This is a genomic window from Pseudomonas sp. JS3066 (assembly GCF_036328175.1).
GTDB lineage: Bacteria > Pseudomonadota > Gammaproteobacteria > Pseudomonadales > Pseudomonadaceae > Metapseudomonas.
This window is the reverse complement of the sequence record NZ_CP143312.1, coordinates 6,038,438-6,064,051: the sequence shown is the minus strand read 5'-3', so window position 1 is coordinate 6,064,051 and position 25,614 is coordinate 6,038,438. Positions and strand designations below refer to the sequence as shown.

Here is a 25,614-nt window from a genome sequence, read left to right as displayed (position 1 = left end):
ACAACACAAGATCCGAGAAGCCGCACAAATAACAGCTATCTCAGGGTAGAGGTGATTGAAATTACGGACAGACGTGCATGATTCAGCCTACTGCTGCGTCCACACCTGCGCCTTCAGGCACTCCGCTACGTAATCGAGAAAGCAGGTGATGCGAGAGGCCAGCGCGGTATTGCGGTAGTAGACGGCATTGATCGGCTGGCGCACTTCCAACGTCTCGCGTACCAGCACCTGCACCAGGCTGCCGTCCGCGCGGTCGGCCTGGGTCATGAAATCGGAGAGACACACGATGCCGGCACCGGACAGGGCCAACTGGCGTAGCGTTTCGCCGCTGGAAGCCTTGATCGCAGGCTCGATCGGCAACTCGTCACCCAAGGTGTTGCGCAGGGGCCAGAGGTTGAGGGTTTCCGGCTGGGTGAAACCGATCAGACTGCGCTGCTGCAACGCTTCGACATCCTTCGGCGTGCCATGAGCCTTGAGGTAGGCGGGGCTGGCCAGCACACGGATGCGGCTGCTGCCAAGTGGGCGGGCGTGGAGGGTGGAATCGCGCAGGGTACCGATGCGAATGGCGATATCAGTGCGATGCTCGATCAGGTCGATGATCTGGTCGCTGCTGTGTAGTTCCAGTTCGATCTCCGGGTAGCGCTCACGAAAACCCGCAACCAGCGGCACCAGCACATGCAGCATGAATGGCGAAGCGGCATTGACCCGCAGCCGTCCCGCTGGCTTCTGCCGGCGCAGGGCCATCTGCTCTTCGGCCTCCTCCACCTGGGCGAGAATGCGCCGCGCCTGGCACAGGAACGCCTCGCCTTCCTCCGTCAGTTCCAGGCGCCGCGTGGTGCGGCGCAGCAGCGTGACATCGAGCTTTTCCTCCAACCGGCTCAGGGCGCGACTTACGCCCGAGGCGGTCTGCGCCAGTTGCTCGGCGGCGGCGGTGATCGAGCCGGTATCGACCACGGTGGCAAAGGCTTGCAGCTCGTCCAGGGTAGTTTTCATTCGTGACTCCCAAGCAAATATCTTTGGCTTGATACTCGGTTTTTTCGCATGAGTCGAGCGGCGACACTGTGCGCCATCCGCCCTTTCTCGGGCATGTTCGACTGAACTGGAGATTCCTCATGAGCATTCCCGCACTCGGCCTCGGCACGTTCCGCCTCAAGGAACAGCAGGTGATCGATTCGGTCAGCAATGGACTGGAACTGGGCTACCGCCACATCGACACCGCACAGATCTATGGCAACGAAACCGACGTTGGCCTGGCCATCGCCGAAAGCGGTGTGCCGCGTGACGAATTGTTCGTCACCACCAAGGTCTGGACGGAGAACCTCACCGCCGCCCGTTTGATCCCCAGCCTGGAAGAGAGCCTGGCCAAGCTGCGCCTGGAGCGGCTGGACCTGGCGCTGATCCACTGGCCCAGCCCCGCCGATGCCATTCCGGTGGCCGAGTACATGGGCGCCCTGGCCGAAGCCAGGGCACGCGGCCTGACGCGGCAGATCGGCATCTCCAACTTCACCCTCTCGCACATGCAGCAGGCTATCGACGCAGTTGGCAAGGAAGCTATCGCCACCAACCAGGTGGAAATCCATCCCTTCCTGCAGAACCGCAAGGTCGTGGAGTTCGCCCGCAGCCAGGGTATCCACCTCACCGCCTACATGCCGCTGGCCTACGGCAAGGTCATGCACGACCCGGTGATCCGGGGCATCGCCACCGCCCACGACGCCACACCGGCCCAGGTCGCCCTGGCCTGGCTGCTGCAGCAGGGCTTCGCGGTGATTCCCTCCTCCACCCGCCGCGATAACCTGGCCAGCAACCTGCGGGCCCAGGAGCTTGTGCTGACCGAAACTGAAATGGCGGCGATCGCGACACTGGATCGCGGCGAGCGTCTGGCCGCGCCGGACTTCGCCCCGAACTGGGATTGAGCGAGACGGCGAGGGCCGCTGCGCGGGCCTTTCGCGAATGAATTCGCTCCCACCATCCAGGCAAACGGGCGAGTGACGGGGCCGCCGGATGCAACTACCCTCCTCCCTGATCTGCCAGGGAGAACTCCACCCATGTCCATCCAACGCGCCTTGCCGCGACTCGTCTGCATCGCCGCACTGGCCCTGCTGGGTGCATGCACCCAGCAACAGCAGCAACCACCCGCCACGCCGCCAGCCGGCCAGCCGCAGGCACCAGCCACCCCGCCGCAGGACCAACAGGCCAGCGAATTCGAAAGGCTCAAGCAACAGGCCGGACGTGGTGACCCTGACGCGCAGTACCAGCTCGGCAGCCTGTTCTTCGTCGGCAAGCCGCAGAAGGACCTCAAGCAGGCCGAGTACTGGTGGAAGCAAGCGGCCGACAAGGGGCATTCCCAGTCGGCCTTCAGCCTCGCCTTTCTCTACACCGGACGCGCCGACCCCGCCTTCGCCGATCAACGTGCCATGCACAAGTACCTCAGCCAGGCCTCTGCCGCCGGCAATGCCATGGCGCAGCACGTGCTGGGCAGCATGTACGCCCAGGGCGCCGAAGGTCTGAGACAGGACCCCAACCAGGCCCGCGCGCTATTCCAGAGCGCGTGCGACAAACAGTACCCACCGAGCTGCGAAGCGTTGAAGAAGCTGCAAGCGAATTGAGTCGATCTTGTAGGGGCGATTTCAATCGCCAAGCAGGTCGAAGACCTGCCCTGTAGGAGCGAATTCATTCGCGAAAGGGATTGGCACCGAGCCAACCTGCGTCCCCACAAGCAAAAACGCCCGGCATTAGCCGGGCGCTTTCATTCACTGCGCGATCAGAACCGGTAGTTGGCGCTGACCTCCAGGGTACGAGGTGCGCCGGGGGTGATCAGGTCCACCGAGCCATGGGCCGAGGCGTAGTAGTCGCGGTCGAACACGTTGTGCAGACGCAGCGCCATGTCCCACTGCGGCAGGTTGTAGAGCAGCGCCGCATCGAAGGTCGTGTAGCTGGGCATCACGACCTTGTTGTCCAGTGCGGTGTAGCGGTCATCCACGTAGTTGGCGCCCATGCCGAGACGCCATTCCGGGGTCAGCGAGCGCACCACCCAGAGGTTGGCGCTGTTGCGCGGCGTCAGGGTCGGTACCTGGCCTTCGTTGGGCACGCCGTTGGTCTTGTTGGTGGACTTGGTGATCTCCGCGTCCAGGTAAGCGTAGCCGCCGTAGACATTCCACTTCTCGGTGATCTGGCCGCTGAAGGTGGCTTCGAAACCATCGGTGCGCTGCTCACCGGCAAGCACCGTCAGGTTGGTGGTCGGGTCGGTGGTTTTCATGTTGGTGCGCTCGAGGCGGAACACCGCTGCGGTGACCGAGAGGCGGTTGTCGAGCAGGTCCCACTTGGCGCCCACCTCGTAGTTGGTGGTTTCTTCAGGCTCCAGGTGCTGGTTGCTCGGCGCCAGGGCAAACACTTCGCCCGACGGCTGATAACCACGGCTCACCGAGGCGTAGTAGGACTGGATCTGATCCGGCTGGAACACAAGGCCGGCACGCGGGCTCCAGGTCTTGTCGGTACGGTCCAGGTCGACGTTGGCCAGGCGATCATCATCATATTCCTGGCCAAAGATGTCGTAGCGTACGCCGAGCAGCGCCTTCCACTGCGAAGTCAGCTCGATCAGGTCCTGCACGTAGAAGCCGGCAGTGTCCTGGAAGTTGGTGCCCTTGGAAGACAGGTTGCTGGCGCGCTCCGGTACCGGAACCAGGGCGTCACGGTAGACCGGAACCTGCGCCACGTTGTTCTGGCTGAATACGCGCTGGTACTTGTCCTGGTGGCCCAGCTCCACACCGTAGAGCAGGCTGTGCTGCATTCCGGCCAGTTGGGCCTGCTGCTTCAGTTCGGTCTGGTTGAACACACCGTACTCATCACGCGCCACGTTTCCACGGTTCAGTTTCACCAGCAGCTCGCCGTTGGGGGCGGTGACGAAACGGGTCGGACTGCTGTCGGCCAGGGTGTTGTTGCGGTCCAGGTCGTAGTGGTAGTAGCGGGTGGTGTTGCTCAACGTCAGCTCGTCGTTGATGCGGTAGTCCAGGCCGGCAGTGAAGGAGAACACTTCACTGCGGGCGTAGTCCTGGTCCGCGTCACCGGAGCCGAAGCGCTTCTCGCGGTCGACGTGTACCGGGCGATCGCCAAGCGCGGGGATACCGAAATCGATCAAGCGCTTGTCGTAGAGGTAGGTGGCGCCCAGGTTGAGCTCTAGGTCATCGGACAGCTTGAAGAAAGCGGACGGCGCAATCGCCTTGCGGTCGATGTAGCCGTCATCGCGGAAGGTGTCGCTGTCTTCGAACGCACCGGTGACGCGGAACGCCTTGTCGCGCTGCTGCTGGTCGCCCCAGCCGGCATCGAACTGGGTGCGACGCTTGCCTTCACTGTCGAAGCTGACACCCAGCTCCCGCTTGGGATCAAAACCGGGCTTCTTGCTCACGCTGTTGATCAGGCCACCGGAAGAACCACGCCCGTAAAGCACGGCAGCCGGGCCCTTGATGACCTCGACGCGTTCGACGTTGGAGAGGTCGCGGAAGTACAGCGCGTCATCACGGATGCCGTCTACGAACATATCGCCAATGGCGCTGAATCCGCGGATGGTGACCTGGTCGCGCTGGCCATCACCGTTGGAAAGACCAATGCCGGGGACGTTCTTCAGCACGTCTTCCATGGACTGGGCGCCCTGGTCCTTGATCACGCTCTCAGGCACCACGTTGACGGTCTGGGGAATGTCACGCAGTGGCGCGTCGATCTTCAGCCCGCTTCGGCTCTCGGTGGCCTTGTAGCTTTGCTGCTCGTAGGCACTGGTCACCGAGGTCGCCGGAATGGCCAGCGCCTCCCCGGTTTCAGCCTGGACAGCGGGAATTACCAGCAGGCCCAGCATCGGCAGAGATGCCGGGGCAATACGCTTCCTAGCCACCAAGAGTTCCTTAGTCATTGTGAAAAAGAACAAATGGTAACAATTAGCATTTGCAAATCAAATGTAAATAATTCGCAGATGGTGAGTTTTATCGATTGATTTTCGTGGCATTCCTTGCAGCACCGGGCGCCATGCCATGGCAGCGCTTGAAGGCGCGACTGAAGGCAGCTTCCGACTGATAGCCCAGGCGCTCGGCCAGGGCCGCGATTGACACGTCCCCTTCCTGCAACCAGCCCAGCGCAAGGTTCATGCGCCAGCGGGTCAGGTATTGCATGGCCGGTTCGCCCACCAGGGCGGTGAAGCGTGCGGCGAAGGCGGAGCGCGACATGGCAGCGACTTCGGCCAGGGACACGAGACTCCAGTCTCGCGCCGGGTCACGGTGAATCAGGCCGATGGCGCGACCGATCTGGCGGTCCTGCAAGGCACCAAGCCAGCCGGTTTGGGCCGCAGGGTCGCGCTCGATCCAGGCACGAATGGCCTGGATCACCAGGATGTCGGCCAGCCGCGTTACCACCGTCTCGCCACCCGGGCGCATGGCTCGTGCCTCGTCGCGCATGAAGCGCAAGGTACCCTGCAGCCAGTCGGCGTGTTCGGCGCTGGTCGCCTCCACGTGCAACAACGGCGGAAGCAGGCGTACCAGTTGCCGCGCCACCGGATGGTCGAAGCGCACTGCCCCGCAGACCAGGCTAACCGGAGCGCCGCCGCCGCCATGGCGAATGATCTCGTAGCGGTCGCTCAGGCACTCTCGCGGCAGATCGAACAACGGCACCGCCGCCACGTTCCTCCCGCTCAGCAGGCTATGGCCCTGACCATGGGGCACCAGCGCCAGGTCGCCCGCGCACAGTAGCAGCGGTTCGTGCCCGCCCACTTCGAGCCAGCATTCGCCGGATGTCACCACATGGAACATCAGGCAGTCCTCCATCGACGGCAGCCCCAGCCCCCAGGGCGCGGTGAACTCAGATGCGCAATAGAGCGTCCCGCTCATGCGCAGCAGGTGCAGTGCTTCACCCAGGGGATCGTGGGATTGCCAGGGGGTGTTCGGGTCCATGGTGGCTTGCTCATCTCTGGACGATTGATCATGAATCATCGACCCGTGATCATTGTTCGTCCAATGCTCTCGGCTGAGACTTGATCTCAAGCGCTCAGGCATGTGCCGGACAGACAAGCGCGACCAGGAGGACGAGATGATCACGGTAATGGGTGCCACCGGGCACACGGGCAAACGCATCGCCTGGCAACTGCTGAAAGCGGGTCATCCGGTTCGCGCACTGGGACGTTCGGCTGAACGCCTGGCCGAGCTGAAGGATGCCGGGGCCGAAGTGATGGCCGGTGAGCCGAACGATGCGGCTTACCTGACCAAGGCCTTTCATGGCGCCGACGTGGTCTACACCTTGCTGCCCTACGACCCGTCGGTGGCCGATTACATGGCGCAGCAGGCAGATGTGGGTGAAGCCATCGTGAAGGCGATACGCAACAGCGGCGTCCGCCGCGTGGTGGCGCTATCGAGCGTCGGCGCGGAGCTGGCTTCGGGCAACGGTCCGATTGCCAGCATACATGAGCAGGAAGTGCGCCTGCGCGCGGTGTCGAGCGTCGATGTGCTGATCCTTCGGGCGGGTGCCTTTTTCGAGAACCTGCTGCCGGCGCTGTACATGATCGAGCAGCACGGCCTGGTGGCCGACGGCGTGGACGCGGACGTGCCGGTGCCGATGATCGCCTCGCAGGACATCGCCGATGCAGCCCTCGCCGCGCTGCTCGACCGCGATTGGCACGGAGTACAGGTGCGCGAACTGCTGGGACAGCGGGACATCAGTTATGGCGAGGCCACGCGCATCCTGGGCGAGCACCTGGGTCGGCCGGACCTGCCCTATGTGCAACTGCCCTATGGCGAAATGGCGGGGATGCTGCAGGAAGCGGGGTTCTCGGCAGACATCGCCGGGCTCTATGCGGAGCTGGCCCAGGGCATCAACGAGCGGCGGGTGAAGTCCCTGGAAGGACGGCGTCCTGGAAACACCACGGCGACGTCATTCGAGGCGTTCGTGGCGGAGATGGTGGTTTAAGTCACCCTGGGGCGATGCTCAGCTGCGCAGCCCTTGGCGACCTGCACGCCTGCGTCAGCTGTTGGCGCAGGCGCTGGACTCCTTCAGGTAGGTCACGGATTTCTCTTCGCCCTGGGAATCGACGTAGGTCATCTTCGCCTGGATGGTCTCGCAGGTCAGTGAGTTGGGCTCGTCTATGGAGATGACACGGGCGACGTCCAGCGGCATGCCGTAGCTGTAGGGCACGGATTCAGCGGATTTCGCGGCGAAGACACTGCCGCTGGCCAGGAAAGCGAGCAGCAAGGTGGTACTGGTGGCGATTGCACGGTTCATGGTGGTTCTCCTGATTTGACTGGAAGGCCCTGACATCGTTGCCGATGCGTGCTCGGCCCATGTGCCAATTCGACTCCAGGCAAGGCGCAGGAAAAAGACGCCTTTGCTGAAAGCGCTTTTCCGCGGCGCGCAACAATCTTCGCCGCCCGACGGTCATGCCCCCGCTTACGACGGGGTCTATCGTTCCCTGACCGGCAAACGGCCAGCAGGAGAGGTCCCGGCCATGAACACCAGTGATCTGCTCGAACAACTACTGCGGTCCGGCCAGGCCGGGGCAGCGCAACGGGGCGAAGCAGGAATGTCGTCGCAGGACCCTCTGGGCGGACTCGGCGGTCTGTTGGGCGGTCTCATGGGAGGTGGCGGCGGCGCCAATGCCGGACTGGGAGGCTTGCTCGGCGGCATCCTTGGCGGTGGCCAGGGCGGTGCATCCATAGGTGGTGGCTCGATGGGGAGTGGTGGCGGGCGTGCCGGCGGAATGAACTACGCTGCGCTGGCCTCCCTGGGCATGATGGCCTTTCAGGCGTATCAGTCCTGGCAGCGCCAGCAGTCTTCCGCCCCCCAGCAGGCAATCAGCACGGTGGACCAGCTTTCCGGCGCCGAAGCCGATGACCACAGCCTGGCCATCCTTCGCGCATTGATCGCCGCGGCCAAGGCGGACGGGCGCATCGACGAGCAGGAAAAACAGACCATCTACGCGGAGATTTCCCGGCATACCGACGACCCGCAATTGCAGGAGTGGCTGGACCAGGAAGTGCGCAGCCCGCTGGATGCAGCCGACGTGGCGCAGTCCGCCACGGACCCTGGCATGGCCGCCGAGATGTACCTGGCCAGCGTGATGCTGGTGGATGACCAGCAGGCTGCGGAACGCAGCTACCTGGACGAACTGGCCTATCAGCTGAAACTCGATCCGGACCTGCAGGCGCATCTGGAGCAACAGGCGCGGGGCAATGCCTAAGGCGTAACCTGATAGCCACGCTGCTGCAGGCAGCTCATATAGGCCGACGACGCCGTGCTGCTAGCCTGCTCGTTGGTGCGGCGGTTCTGCCGACGCTCCTGGCGTTGGCGCGAGCCGCCGACTACGGCACCGGCCACGGCGGCGTCCTTGGCTTTCTCTTGCCGGTACTCCTGCTGCAGATCGTCATCGATACGGTCGTAGTCGTTGCTGCGCGCCTGGCCAACGACGGCACCGGCCATCGCCCCCGTGGCGGCACCCCGGACACGACCGCCGCTTGGGTTGGTGTCGGCGGGAGGAGCGGCGCTGCCGGCCTGGGCCTGACAGTTGGCGACGTCCTGCTGGATCTGCTGCTGGGTCTGCCCCTGCAGGGGCACCACGGTTTCGGCGATAGCCGGCAGGCAGATGAATGCGGCGAGCAAGGTCCAGCGACAAGGGGAGAAGGGACTCATGGTGACGAGGCTCCCGAAGGATGTGGGTGGGGCCGGTGTAACGCCGGTCGTGTTCCGTTCAGTCTGGGTCGGTACCAGGCACTGCGACAGGGGTGCCGACCAGTGGGCGTCGCATGCCGGCTTCAGGTAGCCTTGCGCACCCGCTAACCTCCAAGCACGCCACCGACCGAGCCCGTCCATGTCCGACCTGTCCCTCGACGAAATCGACCGCCAGCTGATCGCCGCCCTGCAGATCAACGCCCGCGAAAGTGTGGCCATGCTGGCGCGACGCCTGGGTATCGCGCGCACTACGGTGACCTCGCGCCTGGCCCGCCTGGAAAAGGCGCGGATAATCACCGGCTACGGCGTGCGCCTGGGCCAGCGAGTGGCCGATGGTGGCCTGCAAGCCTACGTGGGGATCACCGTGAAGCCTCGTAGCGGCAAGGACGTGTTGCGGCGCCTGACGGGAATGGCAGAGGTGCAGGTGCTCTGCGCAGTGAGCGGCGAGTTCGACTACGTCGCCTGGTTGCGCGCCGATTCCCCCGAGCGCCTCGATGAACTGCTGGACCTGATCGGCAGCGTCGACGGGGTGGAGAAGACCACGACCTCGATCATCCTCAGTTGCAAGATCGATCGCGGCCAGCCGTTGGCGCCCGCCAGCACCTAGGTTGGCGCGCGCGGCATCCCGCCAGAGTGCAGCGAAACCCTACGATTGGCCGTCTGCCTCCGCCTGTTGGGCCTCGCGTAGCTCGAACCAACCTACGAACCTCGCTCCCTCCACTGACTACGCTGATGGAAAGCGCACGCAAGCATGTTCGTCGTTTAGCGCAATATGATCGTCATATCGTATTGAATGACTACCAAATGACGACACTCTGCGTCTTATGGACGAAATCGACGCTCCCTAGAATGGCTCCACCGCGCCTCCGGGCCGCTCTTCCACAAGCCTTCAAGGTCCATCATGAACAAGAACGATCGCCACCCTGCCGACGGCAAGAAACCCATCACCATCTTCGGCCCGGACTTCCCCTTCGCCTTCGATGACTGGATCGAGCATCCAGCGGGACTGGGCAGCATTCCGGCTGAACAGCATGGGGCCGAGGTGGCCATTGTCGGAGCCGGCATCGCCGGCCTGGTGGCGGCCTACGAGTTGATGAAGCTGGGCCTGAAGCCCGTGGTTTATGAAGCCTCCAAGATGGGTGGACGCCTGCGTTCGCAGACCTTCGAAGGCACTGACGGCATCATCGCGGAACTGGGCGGCATGCGCTTCCCGGCCTCATCCACTGCCTTCTACCACTACGTCGACATGCTCGGTCTCAAGACCCAGCCCTTCCCCAACCCGCTGACCCCGGCCTCGGGCAGCACGGTGATCGATATCGAGGGCAAGACTTACTACGCGGAGAAGATGGCCGACCTGCCGGCGCTCTTCCAGGAAGTGGCCGACGCCTGGGCTGATGCCCTGGAAGACGGCGCCCGCTTCGGCGACATCCAGCAGGCCATCCGCGACCGCGATGTAAAACGCCTGAAAGAACTGTGGGACACCCTGGTGCCACTGTGGGACGACCGCACTTTCTATGACTTCGTGGCCAGCTCCAAGGCCTTCGCCAAGCTGTCCTTCCACCACCGCGAAGTGTTCGGCCAGGTAGGATTCGGCACCGGCGGCTGGGACTCCGACTTCCCCAACTCGATGCTGGAAATCTTCCGCGTGGTGATGACCGCCTGCGACGACAACCAGCACCTGATCGTTGGCGGCGTGCAGCAAGTGCCCATGGGCATCTGGCGCCATGTCCCGGAGAAGTGCGTGCACTGGCCGGCTGGTACCAGCCTGGCGTCCCTGCACAACGGCGCACCGCGTCCTGGTGTGAAACGCATCGCCCGCGCCGCCGATGGTCGTCTTGCGGTGACCGACAACTGGGGCGATACCCGTCACTTCGCGGCGGTGCTCGCCACCTGCCAGAGCTGGCTGCTGACCACCCAGATCGAGTGCGAAGAATCGTTGTTCTCGCAGAAGATGTGGATGGCCCTGGACCGCACGCGCTACATGCAGTCCTCCAAGACCTTCGTGATGGTCGATCGCCCGTTCTGGAAGGACAAGAATCCGGAAACCGGCCGCGACACCCTGAGCATGACCCTCACCGACCGCCTGACCCGCGGCACTTACCTGTTCGACAACGGCGACGACAAGCCCGGCGTGATCTGCCTGTCCTACTCCTGGATGAGCGACGCGCTGAAGATGCTGCCGCACCCGGTGGAGAAGCGCGTGAAGCTGGCCCTGGATGCGCTGAAGAAGATCTACCCGGACGTGGATATCGCCGGCCACATCATCGGCGATCCAATTACCATTTCCTGGGAATCGGACCCGCACTTCCTCGGTGCCTTCAAAGGCGCGCTGCCGGGCCACTATCGCTACAACCAGCGCATGTACGCCCACTTCATGCAGGACGACATGCCCGCCGAGCAGCGCGGCATCTTCATCGCCGGTGACGACGTGTCCTGGACCCCGGCCTGGGTGGAAGGTGCGGTACAGACCTCGCTCAACGCGGTCTGGGGCATCATGAAGCACTTCGGCGGCAGCACTCCGTCCGAGAACCCCGGCCCCGGTGACTGCTTCGCTGAGCTCGGCCCCATCGCCCTGCCTGACTGAGTCGGGAGACGTCCATGCGCATCGCCCTCTATCAGTGCCCACCCTTGCCGCGCGATCCGGCGGCCAACCTCGATCGCCTGCATCTGCGGGCGGCTGAGGCCGCCCGGCGCGGCGCACAGCTGCTGGTTACGCCGGAGATGTACCTCAGCGGCTACAACATTGGCGCGGAAGCGGTCAGCGCCCTGGCCGACCCCTGCGACGGTGCCTGGGCCGGACGAATAGCCGGGATAGCCCGCGAGCACGGCATCGCCATCCTCTACGGCTACCCGGAACGTAGCGCCGAAGGCGCCATCTTCAACTCGGTGCAACTGATCGACGCCCAGGGCCAGCGTCTCGGCAACTACCGCAAGACCCACCTCTTCGGCGAGCTGGACAGGAGCATGTTCAGCGCCGGCGGCGACGACTATCCGCTGGTGGAACTGAACGGCTGGAAGCTGGGCATGCTGATCTGCTACGACGTGGAGTTCCCCGAGAACGTCCGCCGCCTGGCACTCGCCGGCGCCGATGCGGTACTGGTGCCGACCGCCAACATGGAGCCGTTTGACTTCGTCTGCGACGTGCTGGTCCGCACCCGCGCATTCGAAAGTCAGTGCTACCTGGCTTACGCCAACTATTGCGGTTCCGAGGGAGAAATCCGCTACTGCGGCCTCTCCAGCGTTTGCGCGCCGGACGGCAGCCAGGCAGCGATTTGTGGACGCGAAGAGACCCTGGCCTTCGCCGACCTCAGGCGGGACAAGCTGGAGGCCTCGCGGGAGAGTCTTACCTACCTCAGGGATCGGCGGGCGGAGTTGTATCGCCCGCTGAGCTGAACCCGAGACTTCTGTCGGGGCGAATTCATTCGCTTGGGGTAACGAAGCTACCCTGAGATCTCGAAGGGCAGACCTGCGGCCTGCTTGGCGAATGAATTCGCCCCCACAGGAAAAGCGGATCACGCCTGCGAAAGATCAAGTCAGCGCGGCATGCGGTCCGGTCAGGTAGTCCAGCAGGCGGAACAGCGTCGGCGCCAGTGCGCTGCAGTGAGGGATGCCGTCGCGAATGGCCGACGCGTCTTCCACGGAACCTGAAAGCTCAAGATCCGCCGCGCAGGCCTCCAGCATCGCTTCGATGCTTTCCGGCGTGCTTTCCAGATGGCATTGCAGGCCAATGGCCCGCTCTTCCCAGACAAACCCCTGATTGGCGCAGGCCGCCGAACCGTAGAGGGGAATCGCCCCGGACGGCAGGTCGAAGGTCTCACCGTGCCAGTGCATTGCCAACAACCGCTGGGGCAGCATGCGGCCCAGCGGGGTGCGATCCGCCTCGAGGTGCTTCTCCATCGGCCACCAGCCAATCTCCGCCTCGCCCTTGCGCACTACCGCGCCCAGGGCCTGGGCCAGCAACTGGCCACCGAGGCAGATGCCCAGTACGCGCTTGCCCGCGTCGAGTGCCTTGCGGATCAGTTTCTTCTCGGCCTTCAGCCAGGGAAGCTCCGCTTCGTCATGCACGCTCATGGGCCCTCCCATGACGATGAGCAGGTCGAGGTCGTCGGGACTCGGCAGGAGGGCATCGGCGTAAAGGCTGTACATCCGAACCTGCGCGGCGCGCAGGTCGAGCCAATGCTGGATGCGGCCAGGGCCTTCGAAGGGGGCATGCTGCAGGATGGCAACGCGCATGTCAGGCGATCTCCAGGGGATCGCTCTTGGCCAGGGCAAAGGCGCGGTTCAGGCGCTTGAGCATTTCATCGACATTGGCGCGGCTTACCGTCAGCGCCGGGGTGAAGCGCAGGCAGTCAGGCTGCGGCGCATTGATCAGCAATCCTTCGGCGAAGGCGTGTCGGGCCACGACGGTTGCGGACTGGCGAATCAGCGGCAGGCCGATCATCAGGCCGTGGCCACGCAGGGGACCGTGCCCATGGCGACGGGATACCCGCGCCAATCCTTCGCGCAAGTGCTGGGCGACATCTCGGACCTGCTCGAGAAAGCCAGACTCCAGCACCGTATTCAGTACGGCAAGGCCGGCAGCGGTCATCAATGCGTTGCCATGGTAGGTGCCACCCTGCTCGCCTGGTTCGAAGCAACAGGCATTGCCACGCGCCAGCAAGGCAGCGAGGGGTACTCCGCCACCCAGCCCCTTGCCAAGGGTGATGATGTCGGCACGGATGCCGTAGAGCTCTTCCGCCAACAGGGTGCCGCAACGGCCGATGCCGGTCTGTACTTCGTCGAGGATCAGCAGCACGCCGCGTTCCCGACACAGGCGTTCGACGCCCTGGAAGTACTCCAGTGTGGCGGGGATGACGCCGGCTTCGCCCTGCACCGGCTCCAGCATCACTGCCACCGTCGTCTCGTCCACAGCGGCGGCCAGGGCATCGAGGTCGTTGTACGGAACCTTGGTGAAGCCCGGCACCTTCGGCTCGAACATCGATTCGAAGACCGGCTTACCGGAAGCGGACATGGTGGCCAGCGTGCGGCCGTGAAAGCTGTTGCTGGCGGTGACGATGCCGAAGGCCCCACCTCGATGCAGCTGACCCCACTTGCGAGCCAGCTTGATGGCCCCTTCGTTGGCCTCGGCGCCACTGTTGAGGAAGTACACCTGGTCGCTGCCGCTTGCCTGGCACAAGCGCGAGGCGAGTTCGAGCATTCCGCGGTTGTAGTAGGCCGGCCCGGGATTGATCAGGTTCTCCGCCTGACGTTTGAGCGCATTGACCACGACGCTGGGGCTGTGGCCCAGACTGTTCACCGCCCAGCCCTGAGTGAAGTCGAGGAAGGCATGGCCTTCGGAATCCCAGAGCCAGGAACCCTGGCCGCGCACGAACAGTTGGTCGGGACGTTCCACGGTTTTCATCAAGCGCAGACCGGCGAGAGCATCACGCATGCTCCGGGACCTCCTCATGTCGATACTCGACGCCCAGCAGGCGCAGGCCGTCCGGGCCCTGTTCGAGGATGCGGCGGAGTTCTCGACGACGCTCTATGTGCAGGCTGAAACCCTCCTCGCGGGGGAAGCGCTTGCGCATCTCGCGGGTCATCTCCACGTAGCGCGCCTGGCTTACGCTGATCTCGGCGAACAGCACGTCGTCACGGCGCAGGCTTATGCGGTAGTCGCTCATGCGCGCATCCCCTCCAGCGGCAAGCCCTGCAAACGGGCACTCCAGTCTTCCAAAAGGCCTGTGCTGAGACGGCGGGCAGCCGTTTCGCGCCAGCGCGTGGACAGCGCTTCGCACTGTTGCAGTTGCTGCAGGCCGGCGTGTTCCAGCGGGAAATGGAAGAAGCTCTGGATGGTGTGGGCAACGGTCAGGCCGGGGTAGCTGCGCTGGATCAGTTCCAGCGAGTCTTCCTGGCTGACGAAGCCGGGCCGCAGCACGCGGTAGAACCAGCCACAGCGGCCGGTTTCCTGCACCCGCTCCGGCAATTCGGGAATGTCCCAACGGCGGCTCAGGCGGTAACAGGGCGAACGCGGCTGACTGACCTGGATGAAGGCCTGCCCCCAGCGGAAGATATCGCCGATGCACACCTGGTCTTCGGTGAGGCCGCAGGTGGAAAGGTTCTCGCCGAAGCTTGGTGCTTTCCATTCGAGGTGACGAAAATGCTTGCGCCAGTACTGGTAGTGCTCGGCCGGATAATGGTGCAGCGCACGTTCGGGACCACCGTGGAAACGCGGGTCACCCTGCTCGTCGCTGCCCAGGCCCTGGGGCCAGAGCCAGAGACGGTGGTCGATCGATTGCTTGTCGATTGCACTGGACAAACCACCGCCTATATCTTCGGCTTTACCTATGAAAACGCCATTTACGACCCATGCGCACATTCGCCCTCTCCAGCACCAGATGCAGTCTCTACGTGGCATAGGCTATGGCCTTGAAGCATCACGGGCCATTTCGTTTTTCCAGCTTTATCGATAAGTAACGCTTATGGATTTTCGCCAGCTTCGCTACTTCGTCGCGCTTTACGAGGAAGGCCACGTCGGTCGCGCCGCCGAGCGTCTGAGCCTGTCGCAACCAGCGCTCTCCCAACAGATTCGCCAGTTGGAGCAGAACCTGGATGTCAGCCTGTTCCAGCGCAGCGGAAAACGCCTGCTGCCGACCTTGGCCGCGCACACCCTGTATGGCCACGCCCTGCCACTACTGGATGGGCTGGAACGCGCCCGTGAGGCGTTGCGCGGATTCCGTGGCCAGTCGCCGCGCAGCCTGGCTATCGGCGTACTTCAGACGGTCAATGCGGCGCTGGTCCCCATGCTGCTGGAGCGCCTGCGCGAGGCACAGCCACAGCTGGTGGTACAGATCTATGAACTGTCGGGACTGGATATCGAACGCCGCCTGCTGACCGGCAACCTGGATATCGGAATCGGCTTCCTGCCACCGCGCCAACCAGGGCTGCACAGCCAGTTGCTCTACGAGGACGAGTTGCAGTTGGTGATTCCCACCGAGCACCCACTGAAGGAGTTCAAGAAGGTTTCCCTGGCCCAGGCGGCTGAGCTGCCGATGCTGCTGCTCGGCGAGGAGTTCCGCATCCGGCAGATCTGGCAGGAGCAACTCGCCCTGCTCGGCCGCCGCCCGCACGTGCAGGCGGAGCTGAACCACATGGCGGGCATCCTCGACAGCCTGCCGCACACCATGCTGGCGACGGTGCTGCCCGGCCGCGCGCGACAGATGCATGCGAACCAGGGTCTGTTGTGGAAGCCGCTTAGCGAGCCACGGGTGCCGTTGAAGGTGGGATTGGTGTTTCGCGATGCCCAGCGCCAGCAGGCGACCTTGGAGTTGCTGCGCTCGGTACTGGAAGGGGTGGTGGGGCCGAAGGACTATTGAGCTGGGGGAGTTTTGCAACGCAGAAAAAGAAAAACCTCGCCGAAGCGAGGTTTTGCAGACTGTGTCCCGACATCCCTGATCTGACCGCCATCCTGGCGGAATCCGGCGTATCCCTGTTTTGCAATGCGCTTCCTGCGCGACGTCCAATGGAGTGAAGATTAATCCCCTCTACCAGGGTCTGAAAGGAGCTATAGCCCCCAGCATTTGTAAGCTAATGCTTACACGATTTCGGAATTATCCGAGGCCCTCTTATTGCAACCCAAGGTACAACCAAGCAAGCGATCGGTTGGTCTTGGTTTGCCCCCGGTGCTCTTGTTAGACTCGTTTTGTCCTACAAGAACTACAGACCCCGACAAGGCGGTCCCAGGGTCATGACCATGCGCCCAATTCTTACTGCCCTTTCCTGCCTGGCGGCCCTGGTCGCCAGCCATGCATTCGCCAGTGGCCAGGATCGCCTGGCCGATCCGAAGGCCGCGGTCGAGCAGGCCTTCTGGCAACAGCTCTACGCCGACGGAGGCGTCACGCTCTATTGCGGCAAGACCTTCAGCGCTCCCGGCGGCCTGCTCAGTGCCAGCCCGGTGTACAGCGCCAAGCAGATCAAGAGCGCACTGCGCTGCGTCACCGACAGCCAGTGCCAAGCTGCCAATGCGCAATACCCCTACATGCTCTCCGACCTGCACAACCTCTACCCGGACCAGTCGCGCATCGAACTGGCCCGCCGCAATGCCCTGTTCGGCGATGTCGGCGACGGTGGACAGCGCACGCTGGCCGACTGTGACTTCAAATCCGCCTACCAACTCGTCGAACCTCGCGACGCCGCCAAGGGCAACGTAGCCCGCGCGATCTTCTACATGCACAGCGAATATGGCCTGCCCATCGTCGGCCAGTTGCAGATGTTCCAGCAGTGGAACCGCCTCGACCCGGTGGACGACGAAGAACGCGCCCGCAATAGCCGCATCGAGGCGATCCAGGGCAACCGCAACCGCTTCATCGATGACCCGTCATTGGCGGATTCGCTACAGCCGTAGGAAAGCTTGTGGGGACAGCTGCGCTGTCCTTGGCGAATGAATTAGCCCCTACCGAAAAGCATCTCCCGGCAAACACGAAGCCCCGCAATTGCGGGGCTTCGTGTTTGCCGACTAGCGCTTAGAACTGCGCGGCGTCGAGCAGGTAGAGCGACTCGCTGCCGGCCTTCACCGAGGCGGTCAGGGAGTGGATGCGCGGCAGCAGGCGAGCGAAGTAGAAGCGCGCGGTGCCGAGCTTGCTGGCGTAGAACTCGTCCTGACCTTCCTTGCCCAGCGCAGCGCGAGCCATCAGGGCCCACATGTAGGCGTAGGCGGTGTAGCCGAACACATGAAGGTACTCGACCGAGGCAGCGCCGATTTCGTTCGGGTTGTTCTTCGCACGGTCCAGGACCCAGGCGGTCAGCTCGTCGAGGTTGGCGACGGCAGCTTTCAGCGGTTCGGTGAACTCGGCCAGCTCGGCGGAGGCGCCATTGGCGAACGCCTTGATCTCGTCGGCGAAGTGCTTGTAGAACGCGCCACCGCTGCCGACGATCTTGCGGCCCATCAGGTCGAGTGCCTGGATGCCGTTGGTGCCTTCGTAGATCTGGGTGATGCGCACATCACGCACCAGCTGCTCCTGGCCCCACTCGCGGATGAAGCCGTGACCGCCGAATACCTGCTGGCCGTGGATAGTGGTTTCCAGACCGAGGTCGGTGAGGAAAGCCTTGGCGACGGGGGTCAGCAGGGCGACCATTTCTTCGGCGCGCTTGCGCACGGCGGTGTCTTCGCTGAACTTGGCGGTGTCCAGCTGCATGGCCACGTAGCTGGAGAAGGCACGGCCGCCTTCGTTGGCTGCCTTCATGGTCAGCAGCATGCGACGCACGTCCGGATGGACGATGATCGGGTCAGCAGCCTTGTCCTTGGCAACCGGGCCGGTCGGCGCGCGGCTCTGGATACGCTCACGGGCGTATTCCACGGCGCTCTGGTAGGAACGTTCGCCAGAAGCCAGGCCCTGGATACCCACGCCCAGGCGCTCGTAATTCATCATGGTGAACATGGCGGCCAGGCCCTTGTTCGGAGCGTCGACGATGTAGCCGGTGGCGCCGTCGAAGTTCATCACGCAGGTGGCAGAGGCCTTGATGCCCATCTTGTGTTCGATGGAACCGCAAGAGACGGCGTTCTGTTCGCCCAGGGAACCGTCCGCGTTGACCATGACCTTGGGCACCAGGAACAGGGAAATGCCTTTCGGGCCGGCCGGGGCATCCGGCAGCTTGGCCAGTACCAGGTGGATGATGTTCTCGGTCAGATCGTGCTCACCGCCGGTGATGAAGATCTTGGTGCCGGAGATCTTGTAGCTGCCGTCAGCCTGGGGTTCGGCCTTCGTGCGGATGATGCCGAGGTCGGTACCGGCATGCGGCTCGGTCAGGCACATGGAGCCAGCCCAGACACCCGCGTACATGTTCGGCAGGTACTTTTCCTTCAGCTCTTCACTGGCGTGCGCGTTGATCGACAGGCAGGCGCCTGCGGTCAGCATCGGGTACAGGCCGAAGGACAGGTTGGCCGCATTGACCATCTCTTCGACTTGGGCGGAAATCACCTTGGGCATGCCCATGCCGCCAAAGATGGGGTCACCGCCCACACCAACCCAGCCGCCTTCGGCGTAGGTCTTGTAGGCCGCGGGGAAGCCCGCCGGAGTGCTCACGGAACCGTCTTTCCACTGGCAGCCTTCTTCGTCGCCGCTGCGGTTCAGCGGGGCGATCACGCCACCGGTGACCTTGCCGGCTTCTTCCAGGATGGCGGAGGCGGTATCGGCGTCGACCACTTCGGCCAGGGCAGGCAGCTCAGCCCAGAGCTTGGCTACCTCGAAAACTTCATTGAGGACGAAGCGCATATCGCGCAGGGGCGCTTTGTAGTCAGCCATGTGCAAACCTCGCAATCACTCACAGGTGGCCAGGGTCGGCCGGTTCACGGAAGAGGTCCGCAGTGTACATGAACAACTTTTAAGAGACATAGAGTCCTAATGTGACCATATATTCACACAAGGTCACACCCTTTCCCCGCATGAAAAAGGCCCGCACCAGGCGGGCCTCCGACCGTCCATCGGTGCGTTACAGACTGAAATGCTCTGCCGGCAATTGCATCAGGCAATCGCTGCCGGCTTCCACGGCCGCGCGGTGTGACTCGGTACGCGGTAGCAGGCGCTTGAAGTAGAAATCGCAGGTCGCCAGCTTGGTCTGATAGTAGGCGCTGTCGCCGCTGCCCGCCTCCAGCTTGGCATCCGCCACAACGGCCATGCGCAGCCAGAACCAGGCCAGGGTGATGTAGCCGGAGTACATCAGGTAATCCAGCGCGGCTGCACCCACCTCGTCCGGATTTTTCATGGCGGCCAGGCCGACCTTCTGGGTCAGCTCGCCCCACTGCTGGTTGAGACGTGCCAGTTCAGCCGCGTGGCCCTTGAAACGCGGATGCTCGGCCTGAGCCTGGCAGAATTTGTGGATGATCTTGGTGAAACCGCGCAGCAGCTTGCCCTGACTCCCCAACACCTTGCGGCCCAGCAGGTCGAGCGCCTGGATGCCGTTGGTGCCTTCGTAGATGGGGGCGATGCGGCAATCGCGCACCAGTTGCTCCATGCCCCACTCGCGGATATAGCCGTGGCCACCGAACACTTGCATGCCTAGGTTGGTGGCTTCGAGGCCGGTATCGGTCATGAAGGCCTTGCAGATCGGTGTAAGGAAGGCGAGCAGGCTCTCGGCCTCTTCGCGCTGCTCGGCGCTATCGCTGCGATGGGCGATGTCCAGTTGCTGGGCAGTGAAGTAGGCCAGAGCCCGGTTGCCTTCGTTGAATGCCTTCATGGTCAGCAGCATACGGCGCACGTCGGGATGCACGATGATCGGGTCGGCGACCTTGTCCGGCGCCTTGGGCCCGGTAAGGGCACGCATCTGCAGACGGTCGTTGGCATAACGCACGGCCCCCTGGTAGCTGGCTTCGCCGAGGCAAAGACCCTGCATGCCGGTGCCCAGACGCGCATGGTTCATCATGGTGAACATACAGTTCAGGCCCTTGTTGGCCTCACCGATGAGGAAGCCTTTGGCGCCGTCGAAGTTCATCACGCAGGTTGCCGAAGCCTTGATGCCCATTTTGTGTTCGATGGACCCGCAGGAGACGGCATTGCGCTCGCCAACGCTCGCACCCGCGGGGAGGAACTTGGGCACGATGAACAGGGAGATTCCCTTGGTGCCAGCGGGTGCGTCGGGCAGCTTGGCCAGCACCAGGTGGACGATGTTCTCGCTCATATCGTGCTCGCCGGCGGAGATGAAAATCTTGGTGCCGGAAATCGCGTAGCTGCCATCAGCCTGTGGAACGGCTCGGGTCTTGATGATGCCGAGGTCGGTGCCGCAATGGGGCTCGGTCAGGCACATGGTGCCGGTCCAGCGACCTTCGGTGAGGCGGGTCAGGTAGGTCTGCTTCTGTTCTTCGCTGCCGTGGGCATGGATGGCCGACATGGCGCCGTGGGTCAGGCCTGGGTACATGGCCCAGGACTGGTTGGCCGAGGCGACCATTTCGCTGATGATCAGTCCGAGGGAATGGGGCAGGCCCTGGCCGCCATAGGCCGGATCCGCCGCCAGGCCATTCCAGCCACCTTCGACGTACTGGGCGAAGGCTTCCTTGAAACCCTTGGGCGTGGTCACCACGCCGTCCTGCCACTGGCACTCTTCTTCATCGCCCGAGCGGTTGATGGGCGAGAGCACTTGCTCGCAGAACTTGGCACCTTCTTCGAGAATGGCGGCGACCATGTCCGGGGTGGCATCGCTGGCGCCCAGGGCCGCATAGCTGGCCGGGTAGTCGAAGACTTCGTCGATGAGGAAGCGGATGTCGCGAAGTGGGGCCTTGTACTCGGGCATGGCGGAAACTCCTTGGAGGTCGATTCAACGACCCTACTCGCGCCCCAGCACTGTAACAACGACGCTGACCCTGCTGAATGCAGCGTCATAACCGCCCGCGTCAGACGGCGGCGCGCTTCACTCGCACGGCACCCCGGCGATTCTCGCCATGCCGGAAGACCCGGTTACGTCCGGCGCTCTTGGCGCTGTAGAGCGCCTGGTCAGCGGCCTTGATCACTTCTTCCGGGCTACGTTGCTCGGCATCCCGCTCGGCCACGCCGATGCTGATGGTCACCGACACCGTCTGCCCACTGGCGGCACCACGCTTGGAGCGGCCGGTTTCGTCGCTCTTCGGACGACTGCCCTGGTCACGAAGATGCATCTGGTACTGCTCGATGGCCTGGCGCACCGCCTCCAGGTGCGGCATGCACTCGTCCACCGACTTGCCGGGGAAGAGGATGGTGAACTCCTCGCCACCGTAGCGATAGGCCTTACCGCCGCCACCGACCTTGCGCAGGCGGCTGGCCACCAGGCGCAAAACCTGGTCGCCCACGTCGTGGCCGTAGGTGTCGTTGAATTTCTTGAAGTGGTCGACGTCGGTCATGGCCAGCACGTAGCTGCGGCCGAGACGCCGCAGCCGCTCGTTCAGCGCGCGACGACCGGGCAGGCCGGTGAGCTCGTCACGGAATGCCATCTGGTAAGCCTCATGGGCCACCGACGCTGTGAGTGCGAGCATCACTACGCTGCTCATCACGTGCAGCGCATGGGGCAGCATGAAAGTCTTGGGCAGCATCCACAGCAAGCCGCACAGGCCGAGCAGTTGGGCGGCGTGCTGCGGGCGAGGCTGACGCACATAGATGACCACCAGCGCCACCAGGGCGATGGCGAACGCCAGGTAGACGACCTGTACCAGGGTCATCCAGTGGCCATGCAGCATGGGCCAGTAAATCTTGCCGATCACGCCTAGCATCGCATCCGGGTAGCTGCTGCCCAGCGCCACCAAGACGCCGAGCACAGCTATCAAAACTGCGCCTCGGGCAACGAAATCCTGCACCAGGTGGGTGCGCTCCTCCCAGCAGCCATAGAGGCCGTAGAGCATGGGCAGCAGCAGGCTGGCCAGATGAAAAACCAGCCCGGCGTCCTCCCGCACCACCCGCTCGACCTGGTAGTAATCGACCTGGGTATCCAGTTGGTAGTAGGCCAGGTAGACGACCAGCAGCAGCGCCACCTGGCGCACTCGTCCGTAGGCCGCGCAGAAGGCACCCCCCAGCAACAGGAGAAGGGTGGGAAGCACGTTGAAAAGGGAGGTGAAGAACTCGCTCATCCCCGACAGCGAACCCACTATTCCGCCCCCCACCATCAACATCAAGGGAGGCAGGAAATGGCTGACGCGATAGGACGCACGACTCCGCACGAGGTCTGATCCTGGGGTTCGAAAACGGGGAAAAATCGAGGTGGCGATATGATTGCACAGGCACAGACCACAAGCACGAGGCGCCGGTGCGAACTTCCGCACAACCCGGCATCGCGATCGCGGGTCACAAACGAAAAAGCCCGCCAGATGGCGGGCCTTTCGTGTGGCGCAGAACCTTAGTAGCCCAGGTCGAAATCTTCTTCGGCCAGTTCCATCAGGTTGTTGGCACCGGACAGCATGGTTTCAGCATGGGTGCGGGTACGCGGCAGGATGCGCTTGAAGTAGAAACGCGCGGTCTGCAGCTTGGCCTTGTAGAAGGCGGCGTCGCCCTCGCCGGCAGCCAGTTTCTCGGCAGACAGGCGAGCCATGTCGGCCCAGAAGTAGGCCAGGCAGGCGTAACCGGAGTACATCAGGTAATCCACCGAAGCGGCACCCACTTCCTCGCGATCCTTCATGGCGGCCATGCCGACCTTCATGGTCAGGTCGCCCCACTCCTTGTTCAGCTTGGCCAGCGGCTCGACGAATTCCTTGATGGCTTCGTTGGCCTCGTTGGCCTGGCAGAACTTGTGCACGATCTTGGTGAAGCCCTTGAGCGCTTCGCCCTGGGTCATCAGGATCTTGCGGCCCAGCAGGTCGAGGGCCTGAACGCCGGTGGTGCCTTCGTACATCATGGAGATGCGGCAGTCACGCAGGTTCTGCTCCATGCCCCACTCGCTGATGAAGCCGTGGCCACCGTAGATCTGCATGCCGTGGGATGCGGACTCGAAGCCCACTTCGGTCATGAAGGCCTTGGCGATGGGAGTCAGGAAGGCCAGCAGGGAGTCAGCAGCTTTCTTCTGCTCTTCGTCCTGGCTGTACTTGACGATGTCCACTTGCTTGGCGGTGAAGTAGACCATGGCGCGGTTGCCTTCAGCGAAGGCCTTCATGGTCAGCAGCATACGACGCACGTCCGGGTGGACGATGATCGGGTCGGCGGCCTTTTCCGGAGCTTTCGGGCCAGTCAGGGAGCGCATCTGCAAACGATCACGAGCGTACTTGATGCCACCCTGGAAACCGACCTCGGCGTGGGCCAGGCCTTGCAGCGCGGTACCCAGGCGAGCGGTGTTCATGAAGGTGAACATGCAGTTCAGGCCTTTGTTAGCCGGGCCGATCAGGTAGCCGGTAGCGCCGTCGAAGTTCATCACGCAGGTGGCGTTACCGTGGATACCCATCTTGTGTTCGATGGAACCGCAGGAAACGGCGTTGCGCTCGCCCACGCCGCCTTCGGCGTTCGGCAGGAACTTCGGAACGATGAACAGGGAGATACCCTTGGTGCCGGCCGGCGCATCGGGCAGGCGAGCCAGGACGATATGGACGATGTTGTCGGCCATGTCGTGTTCACCGGCGGAGATGAAGATCTTGGTGCCGGAGACTTTGTAGGAACCATCGGCCTGGGGCTCGGCCTTGGTGCGCAGCATGCCCAGGTCGGTACCGCAGTGCGGCTCGGTCAGGCACATGGTGCCGGTCCACTCGCCGGATACCAGCTTGGTCAGGTAGGTGTGCTTCTGGTCATCGGTGCCGTGGGCGGACAGGGTGTTCATCGCGCCATGGGACAGACCGGGGTACATGCCCCAGGACCAGTTGGCGGAGCCGACCATCTCGCTGATGGCCAGACCGAGGGACTCCGGCAGGCCCTGGCCGCCGTGGTCAACGTCATGAGCCAGGCTCGGCCAGCCGCCTTCTACGAACTGCTTGTAGGCTTCCTTGAAGCCGGTCGGAGTCTTAACGCCGGACTCGCTCCAGGTGCAGCCTTCGGTGTCACCCACACGGTTCAGCGGAGCGATCACCTGCTCACAGAACTTGGCACCCTCTTCGAGGATGGCGTCGACCATGTCCGGGGTAGCGTCCTGGCAGCCAGGCAGGCTCTGATAGTGCGCTTCGTAGCCGAGCAGCTCGTCACGAACGAAGCGGATATCACGCAAGGGGGCCTTGTAATCAGGCATAGCGGTAAACCTCTGCGGTGGGTTCCTAGTTCAGCTGACCGGAGCGCCGGTCGCTTGCGGCATCTGGTGGTGATTGCCGGAGCAATCAAACAGGCGTTTGAAACATACGTTTACGCCAACCCCCTGTCAAGCGCTCTGCCCGACCAGCCGGTCACGTCCCTGACAGGCAAAAGAGGACCCTGCCTGGAGACAGTAAAGATCAAGAAACAGCGCAGCAGCGCCAAGGGAAGTAACTGGAAGGAAGAATGCGAAAGGGCCGCTTGAAGCGGCCCTTGAAGGATCAGGCGAAGGTATCGATGAGACTACCGATCATCTGGTCGGTGGCCTTGGCAACCATGCTGCCGGCCTCGGCCTGGACCTTGCCGGCCTCCAGGGCGAGCAGGATGCTGGTGAGGTCGGCGGGCTGTTGAGCACCTTCGCCGCTGACTGTGTTGCTGGCTATTTCACCGGCTGCCTGCTGGATCATGCGCTGGCCGGACTGGATGGCGCCTAGTCCTGCGCTGAAGCCGCTTCCCTGGATTTCCATGTCGGATACCAAGCTCGATGGACGATGCCGGCAATTGAAGCAGCCGGTATCGCCTTTCGCAATCAGCGCCGGAAGAATTCGCCCAGCGGCGCCAGGTCGAGATGGCGTGCCACAGCAGACGGAGTCGCCTGATCCAGGCGCGGCACACGCCCAAGGCAGGGCGCAGGAAGGCGCTCGGCCAGGGTCGCAAGGTTCTCCTCCAAACGTGAGGTCTGCGGGTCGACCACATTGGCCACCCAACCGGCCAGGGTCAGGCCGTCACGCGCAATGGCCTCAGCGGTGAGCACCGCGTGATTGATGCAACCGAGGCGTACACCCACCACCAGGATCACTGGCAGGCCGAGGGCGGCAGGCAGGTCGGACAGATTGGCCTGCCCCGCCAGGGGCACGCGCCAGCCGCCGGCGCCTTCAACCAGGCTGAAGTCCGCCCCTTTGGCCAACACCCGTCGCACAGGAGCGGCTAGCGCGTCCACATCCAGCCGTACCCCCGCTTCCCTGGCGGCAAGGTGTGGCGCAATGGCCGGAGCGAAAGCCAGTGGATTGACCTCGTCGTAAGACAGGGGCAGCGAGCACTCACCCAGTAGAGCAAGGGCGTCACTGTTACGCAGGCCATCGACGGTTTCATCGCAGCCGGACGCCACCGGTTTCGCCGCAGCGGTGGAGAGTCCCTGTGACCGGGCGCGATGGAGCAGGCCCGCGGCAATGGTGGTCTTGCCGATCTCGGTATCGGTACCGGTGACGAAGTAGGCCACTGCCAT

Annotated in this window: 24 protein-coding genes; 9 read left to right on the top strand and 15 right to left on the bottom strand. The window is 63.5% G+C overall.

Annotation, left to right across the window (positions count from 1 at the left end; translation table 11 throughout):
- Nucleotides 1-87: 87 nt before the first annotated feature.
- Nucleotides 88-993 (bottom strand): LysR family transcriptional regulator, encoded by a 906-nt coding sequence (locus SA496_RS28395; RefSeq protein WP_330114823.1) that lies wholly within the window; start codon nucleotides 991-993, stop codon nucleotides 88-90.
- A gap of 119 nt (nucleotides 994-1,112) precedes the next feature.
- Here SA496_RS28395 and dkgB point away from each other — a divergent pair, with 119 nt between their 5' ends.
- The gene (gene dkgB / locus SA496_RS28390) at nucleotides 1,113-1,913 is read left to right on the top strand and encodes a 2,5-didehydrogluconate reductase DkgB (RefSeq protein WP_153920393.1); all 801 of its coding nucleotides are present in this window, start codon (nucleotides 1,113-1,115) and stop codon (nucleotides 1,911-1,913) included.
- Between the two features lie 132 nt (nucleotides 1,914-2,045).
- Nucleotides 2,046-2,606 carry a tetratricopeptide repeat protein gene (locus SA496_RS28385; protein ID WP_330114822.1) on the top strand — a complete coding sequence of 187 codons (561 nt, stop codon included), beginning with the start codon at nucleotides 2,046-2,048 and terminating at the stop codon, nucleotides 2,604-2,606.
- Between the two features lie 155 nt (nucleotides 2,607-2,761).
- Here the strand turns inward: SA496_RS28385 and SA496_RS28380 are convergent, their stop codons facing one another.
- Complete coding sequence (locus SA496_RS28380) at nucleotides 2,762-4,900, bottom strand: TonB-dependent receptor (RefSeq protein WP_442965069.1); 2,139 nt, start codon at nucleotides 4,898-4,900, stop codon at nucleotides 2,762-2,764.
- A gap of 70 nt (nucleotides 4,901-4,970) precedes the next feature.
- Entirely contained in the window at nucleotides 4,971-5,930 is a 960-nt protein-coding gene (locus SA496_RS28375; RefSeq protein WP_330114820.1) for an AraC family transcriptional regulator, read from the bottom strand.
- A 136-nt stretch (nucleotides 5,931-6,066) separates the two neighbouring features.
- On the opposite strand from SA496_RS28375, the gene SA496_RS28370 reads away from it, so the two are divergent.
- Nucleotides 6,067-6,939 carry an NmrA family NAD(P)-binding protein gene (locus SA496_RS28370; protein WP_330114819.1) on the top strand — a complete coding sequence of 291 codons (873 nt, stop codon included), beginning with the start codon at nucleotides 6,067-6,069 and terminating at the stop codon, nucleotides 6,937-6,939.
- Nucleotides 6,940-6,993: 54 nt separating this feature from the next.
- On the opposite strand, the gene SA496_RS28365 is transcribed toward SA496_RS28370, so the two are convergent.
- Nucleotides 6,994-7,251 carry a DUF2790 domain-containing protein gene (locus tag SA496_RS28365; RefSeq protein WP_120653396.1) on the bottom strand — a complete coding sequence of 86 codons (258 nt, stop codon included), beginning with the start codon at nucleotides 7,249-7,251 and terminating at the stop codon, nucleotides 6,994-6,996.
- A gap of 223 nt (nucleotides 7,252-7,474) precedes the next feature.
- Here SA496_RS28365 and SA496_RS28360 point away from each other — a divergent pair, with 223 nt between their 5' ends.
- Nucleotides 7,475-8,206 carry a tellurite resistance TerB family protein gene (locus SA496_RS28360; protein WP_330114818.1) on the top strand — a complete coding sequence of 244 codons (732 nt, stop codon included), beginning with the start codon at nucleotides 7,475-7,477 and terminating at the stop codon, nucleotides 8,204-8,206.
- Here the strand turns inward: SA496_RS28360 and SA496_RS28355 are convergent.
- Nucleotides 8,203-8,655, bottom strand: a complete 453-nt coding sequence (locus tag SA496_RS28355) for a hypothetical protein (protein WP_330114817.1) — start codon at nucleotides 8,653-8,655, stop codon at nucleotides 8,203-8,205. The genes SA496_RS28360 and SA496_RS28355 overlap by 4 nt on opposite strands.
- A gap of 178 nt (nucleotides 8,656-8,833) precedes the next feature.
- Here SA496_RS28355 and SA496_RS28350 point away from each other — a divergent pair, with 178 nt between their 5' ends.
- The 3 genes from SA496_RS28350 to SA496_RS28340 all read left to right on the top strand — a co-directional run bounded on the left by SA496_RS28350 (nucleotide 8,834) and on the right by SA496_RS28340 (nucleotide 12,087).
- Nucleotides 8,834-9,301, top strand: coding sequence for an Lrp/AsnC family transcriptional regulator (locus tag SA496_RS28350; RefSeq protein ID WP_120653399.1), 468 nt, complete (start codon nucleotides 8,834-8,836; stop codon nucleotides 9,299-9,301).
- Between the two features lie 294 nt (nucleotides 9,302-9,595).
- Nucleotides 9,596-11,278: a flavin monoamine oxidase family protein gene (locus SA496_RS28345; protein ID WP_120653400.1), complete on the top strand. Its 1,683-nt coding sequence runs from the start codon at nucleotides 9,596-9,598 to the stop codon at nucleotides 11,276-11,278.
- A 14-nt stretch (nucleotides 11,279-11,292) separates the two neighbouring features.
- On the top strand, nucleotides 11,293-12,087 hold the full coding sequence (locus tag SA496_RS28340) for a carbon-nitrogen hydrolase family protein (protein WP_120653401.1): 795 nt from the start codon (nucleotides 11,293-11,295) through the stop codon (nucleotides 12,085-12,087).
- Nucleotides 12,088-12,222: 135 nt separating this feature from the next.
- Here SA496_RS28340 and SA496_RS28335 read toward each other — a convergent pair whose 3' ends face one another.
- Genes SA496_RS28335 through SA496_RS28320 form a run of 4 tightly spaced genes read right to left on the bottom strand, consistent with a single transcriptional unit; the run spans nucleotide 12,223 to nucleotide 15,052 of the window.
- Nucleotides 12,223-12,927 carry a type 1 glutamine amidotransferase gene (locus tag SA496_RS28335; protein WP_330114816.1) on the bottom strand — a complete coding sequence of 235 codons (705 nt, stop codon included), beginning with the start codon at nucleotides 12,925-12,927 and terminating at the stop codon, nucleotides 12,223-12,225.
- A 1-nt stretch (nucleotide 12,928) separates the two neighbouring features.
- On the bottom strand, nucleotides 12,929-14,125 hold the full coding sequence (locus tag SA496_RS28330) for an acetylornithine transaminase (protein ID WP_330114815.1): 1,197 nt from the start codon (nucleotides 14,123-14,125) through the stop codon (nucleotides 12,929-12,931).
- Entirely contained in the window at nucleotides 14,118-14,357 is a 240-nt protein-coding gene (locus SA496_RS28325) for a hypothetical protein (protein WP_120653404.1), read from the bottom strand. The genes SA496_RS28330 and SA496_RS28325 overlap by 8 nt, the downstream gene beginning before the upstream one ends.
- Complete coding sequence (locus SA496_RS28320) at nucleotides 14,354-15,052, bottom strand: MOSC domain-containing protein (protein WP_120653405.1); 699 nt, start codon at nucleotides 15,050-15,052, stop codon at nucleotides 14,354-14,356. Before SA496_RS28320 ends, SA496_RS28325 begins: the two co-directional genes overlap by 4 nt.
- 103 nt (nucleotides 15,053-15,155) lie before the next feature.
- Here SA496_RS28320 and SA496_RS28315 point away from each other — a divergent pair, with 103 nt between their 5' ends.
- Nucleotides 15,156-16,049 carry a LysR family transcriptional regulator gene (locus tag SA496_RS28315; RefSeq protein ID WP_330114814.1) on the top strand — a complete coding sequence of 298 codons (894 nt, stop codon included), beginning with the start codon at nucleotides 15,156-15,158 and terminating at the stop codon, nucleotides 16,047-16,049.
- Between the two features lie 377 nt (nucleotides 16,050-16,426).
- Nucleotides 16,427-17,077, top strand: a complete 651-nt coding sequence (locus SA496_RS28310; protein WP_330114813.1) for an endonuclease I family protein — start codon at nucleotides 16,427-16,429, stop codon at nucleotides 17,075-17,077.
- Nucleotides 17,078-17,195: 118 nt separating this feature from the next.
- Here the strand turns inward: SA496_RS28310 and SA496_RS28305 are convergent, their stop codons facing one another.
- The 6 genes from SA496_RS28305 to bioD form a co-directional block, all read right to left on the bottom strand.
- The gene (locus SA496_RS28305) at nucleotides 17,196-18,974 is read right to left on the bottom strand and encodes an acyl-CoA dehydrogenase C-terminal domain-containing protein (protein ID WP_120653407.1); all 1,779 of its coding nucleotides are present in this window, start codon (nucleotides 18,972-18,974) and stop codon (nucleotides 17,196-17,198) included.
- 187 nt (nucleotides 18,975-19,161) lie between these two features.
- Nucleotides 19,162-20,955, bottom strand: a complete 1,794-nt coding sequence (locus SA496_RS28300) for an acyl-CoA dehydrogenase C-terminal domain-containing protein (protein WP_330114812.1) — start codon at nucleotides 20,953-20,955, stop codon at nucleotides 19,162-19,164.
- 100 nt (nucleotides 20,956-21,055) lie between these two features.
- Complete coding sequence (locus SA496_RS28295; RefSeq protein ID WP_330115671.1) at nucleotides 21,056-22,300, bottom strand: GGDEF domain-containing protein; 1,245 nt, start codon at nucleotides 22,298-22,300, stop codon at nucleotides 21,056-21,058.
- A 224-nt stretch (nucleotides 22,301-22,524) separates the two neighbouring features.
- On the bottom strand, nucleotides 22,525-24,330 hold the full coding sequence (locus SA496_RS28290; RefSeq protein ID WP_120653410.1) for a phenylacyl-CoA dehydrogenase: 1,806 nt from the start codon (nucleotides 24,328-24,330) through the stop codon (nucleotides 22,525-22,527).
- 280 nt (nucleotides 24,331-24,610) lie between these two features.
- Nucleotides 24,611-24,856, bottom strand: a complete 246-nt coding sequence (locus SA496_RS28285) for a hypothetical protein (protein ID WP_120653411.1) — start codon at nucleotides 24,854-24,856, stop codon at nucleotides 24,611-24,613.
- 62 nt (nucleotides 24,857-24,918) lie between these two features.
- Nucleotides 24,919-25,614 (bottom strand): dethiobiotin synthase, encoded by a 696-nt coding sequence (bioD, locus tag SA496_RS28280; protein ID WP_330114811.1) that lies wholly within the window; start codon nucleotides 25,612-25,614, stop codon nucleotides 24,919-24,921.

Excerpts from the sequence above, each read along its gene's own strand:
- SA496_RS28395 (WP_330114823.1), bottom strand. The coding sequence starts at position 993 with ATGAAAACTACCCTGGACGAGCTGCAAGCCTTTGCCACCGTGGTCGAT.
- dkgB (WP_153920393.1), top strand. The coding sequence starts at position 1,113 with ATGAGCATTCCCGCACTCGGCCTCGGCACGTTCCGCCTCAAGGAACAG.
- SA496_RS28385 (WP_330114822.1), top strand. The coding sequence starts at position 2,046 with ATGTCCATCCAACGCGCCTTGCCGCGACTCGTCTGCATCGCCGCACTG.
- SA496_RS28380 (WP_442965069.1), bottom strand. The coding sequence starts at position 4,900 with ATGACTAAGGAACTCTTGGTGGCTAGGAAGCGTATTGCCCCGGCATCT.
- SA496_RS28375 (WP_330114820.1), bottom strand. The coding sequence starts at position 5,930 with ATGGACCCGAACACCCCCTGGCAATCCCACGATCCCCTGGGTGAAGCA.
- SA496_RS28370 (WP_330114819.1), top strand. The coding sequence starts at position 6,067 with ATGATCACGGTAATGGGTGCCACCGGGCACACGGGCAAACGCATCGCC.
- SA496_RS28365 (WP_120653396.1), bottom strand. The coding sequence starts at position 7,251 with ATGAACCGTGCAATCGCCACCAGTACCACCTTGCTGCTCGCTTTCCTG.
- SA496_RS28360 (WP_330114818.1), top strand. The coding sequence starts at position 7,475 with ATGAACACCAGTGATCTGCTCGAACAACTACTGCGGTCCGGCCAGGCC.
- SA496_RS28355 (WP_330114817.1), bottom strand. The coding sequence starts at position 8,655 with ATGAGTCCCTTCTCCCCTTGTCGCTGGACCTTGCTCGCCGCATTCATC.
- SA496_RS28350 (WP_120653399.1), top strand. The coding sequence starts at position 8,834 with ATGTCCGACCTGTCCCTCGACGAAATCGACCGCCAGCTGATCGCCGCC.
- SA496_RS28345 (WP_120653400.1), top strand. The coding sequence starts at position 9,596 with ATGAACAAGAACGATCGCCACCCTGCCGACGGCAAGAAACCCATCACC.
- SA496_RS28340 (WP_120653401.1), top strand. The coding sequence starts at position 11,293 with ATGCGCATCGCCCTCTATCAGTGCCCACCCTTGCCGCGCGATCCGGCG.
- SA496_RS28335 (WP_330114816.1), bottom strand. The coding sequence starts at position 12,927 with ATGCGCGTTGCCATCCTGCAGCATGCCCCCTTCGAAGGCCCTGGCCGC.
- SA496_RS28330 (WP_330114815.1), bottom strand. The coding sequence starts at position 14,125 with ATGCGTGATGCTCTCGCCGGTCTGCGCTTGATGAAAACCGTGGAACGT.
- SA496_RS28325 (WP_120653404.1), bottom strand. The coding sequence starts at position 14,357 with ATGAGCGACTACCGCATAAGCCTGCGCCGTGACGACGTGCTGTTCGCC.
- SA496_RS28320 (WP_120653405.1), bottom strand. The coding sequence starts at position 15,052 with ATGTGCGCATGGGTCGTAAATGGCGTTTTCATAGGTAAAGCCGAAGAT.
- SA496_RS28315 (WP_330114814.1), top strand. The coding sequence starts at position 15,156 with ATGGATTTTCGCCAGCTTCGCTACTTCGTCGCGCTTTACGAGGAAGGC.
- SA496_RS28310 (WP_330114813.1), top strand. The coding sequence starts at position 16,427 with ATGCGCCCAATTCTTACTGCCCTTTCCTGCCTGGCGGCCCTGGTCGCC.
- SA496_RS28305 (WP_120653407.1), bottom strand. The coding sequence starts at position 18,974 with ATGGCTGACTACAAAGCGCCCCTGCGCGATATGCGCTTCGTCCTCAAT.
- SA496_RS28300 (WP_330114812.1), bottom strand. The coding sequence starts at position 20,955 with ATGCCCGAGTACAAGGCCCCACTTCGCGACATCCGCTTCCTCATCGAC.
- SA496_RS28295 (WP_330115671.1), bottom strand. The coding sequence starts at position 22,300 with ATGTTGATGGTGGGGGGCGGAATAGTGGGTTCGCTGTCGGGGATGAGC.
- SA496_RS28290 (WP_120653410.1), bottom strand. The coding sequence starts at position 24,330 with ATGCCTGATTACAAGGCCCCCTTGCGTGATATCCGCTTCGTTCGTGAC.
- SA496_RS28285 (WP_120653411.1), bottom strand. The coding sequence starts at position 24,856 with ATGGAAATCCAGGGAAGCGGCTTCAGCGCAGGACTAGGCGCCATCCAG.
- bioD (WP_330114811.1), bottom strand. The coding sequence starts at position 25,614 with ATGGCAGTGGCCTACTTCGTCACCGGTACCGATACCGAGATCGGCAAG.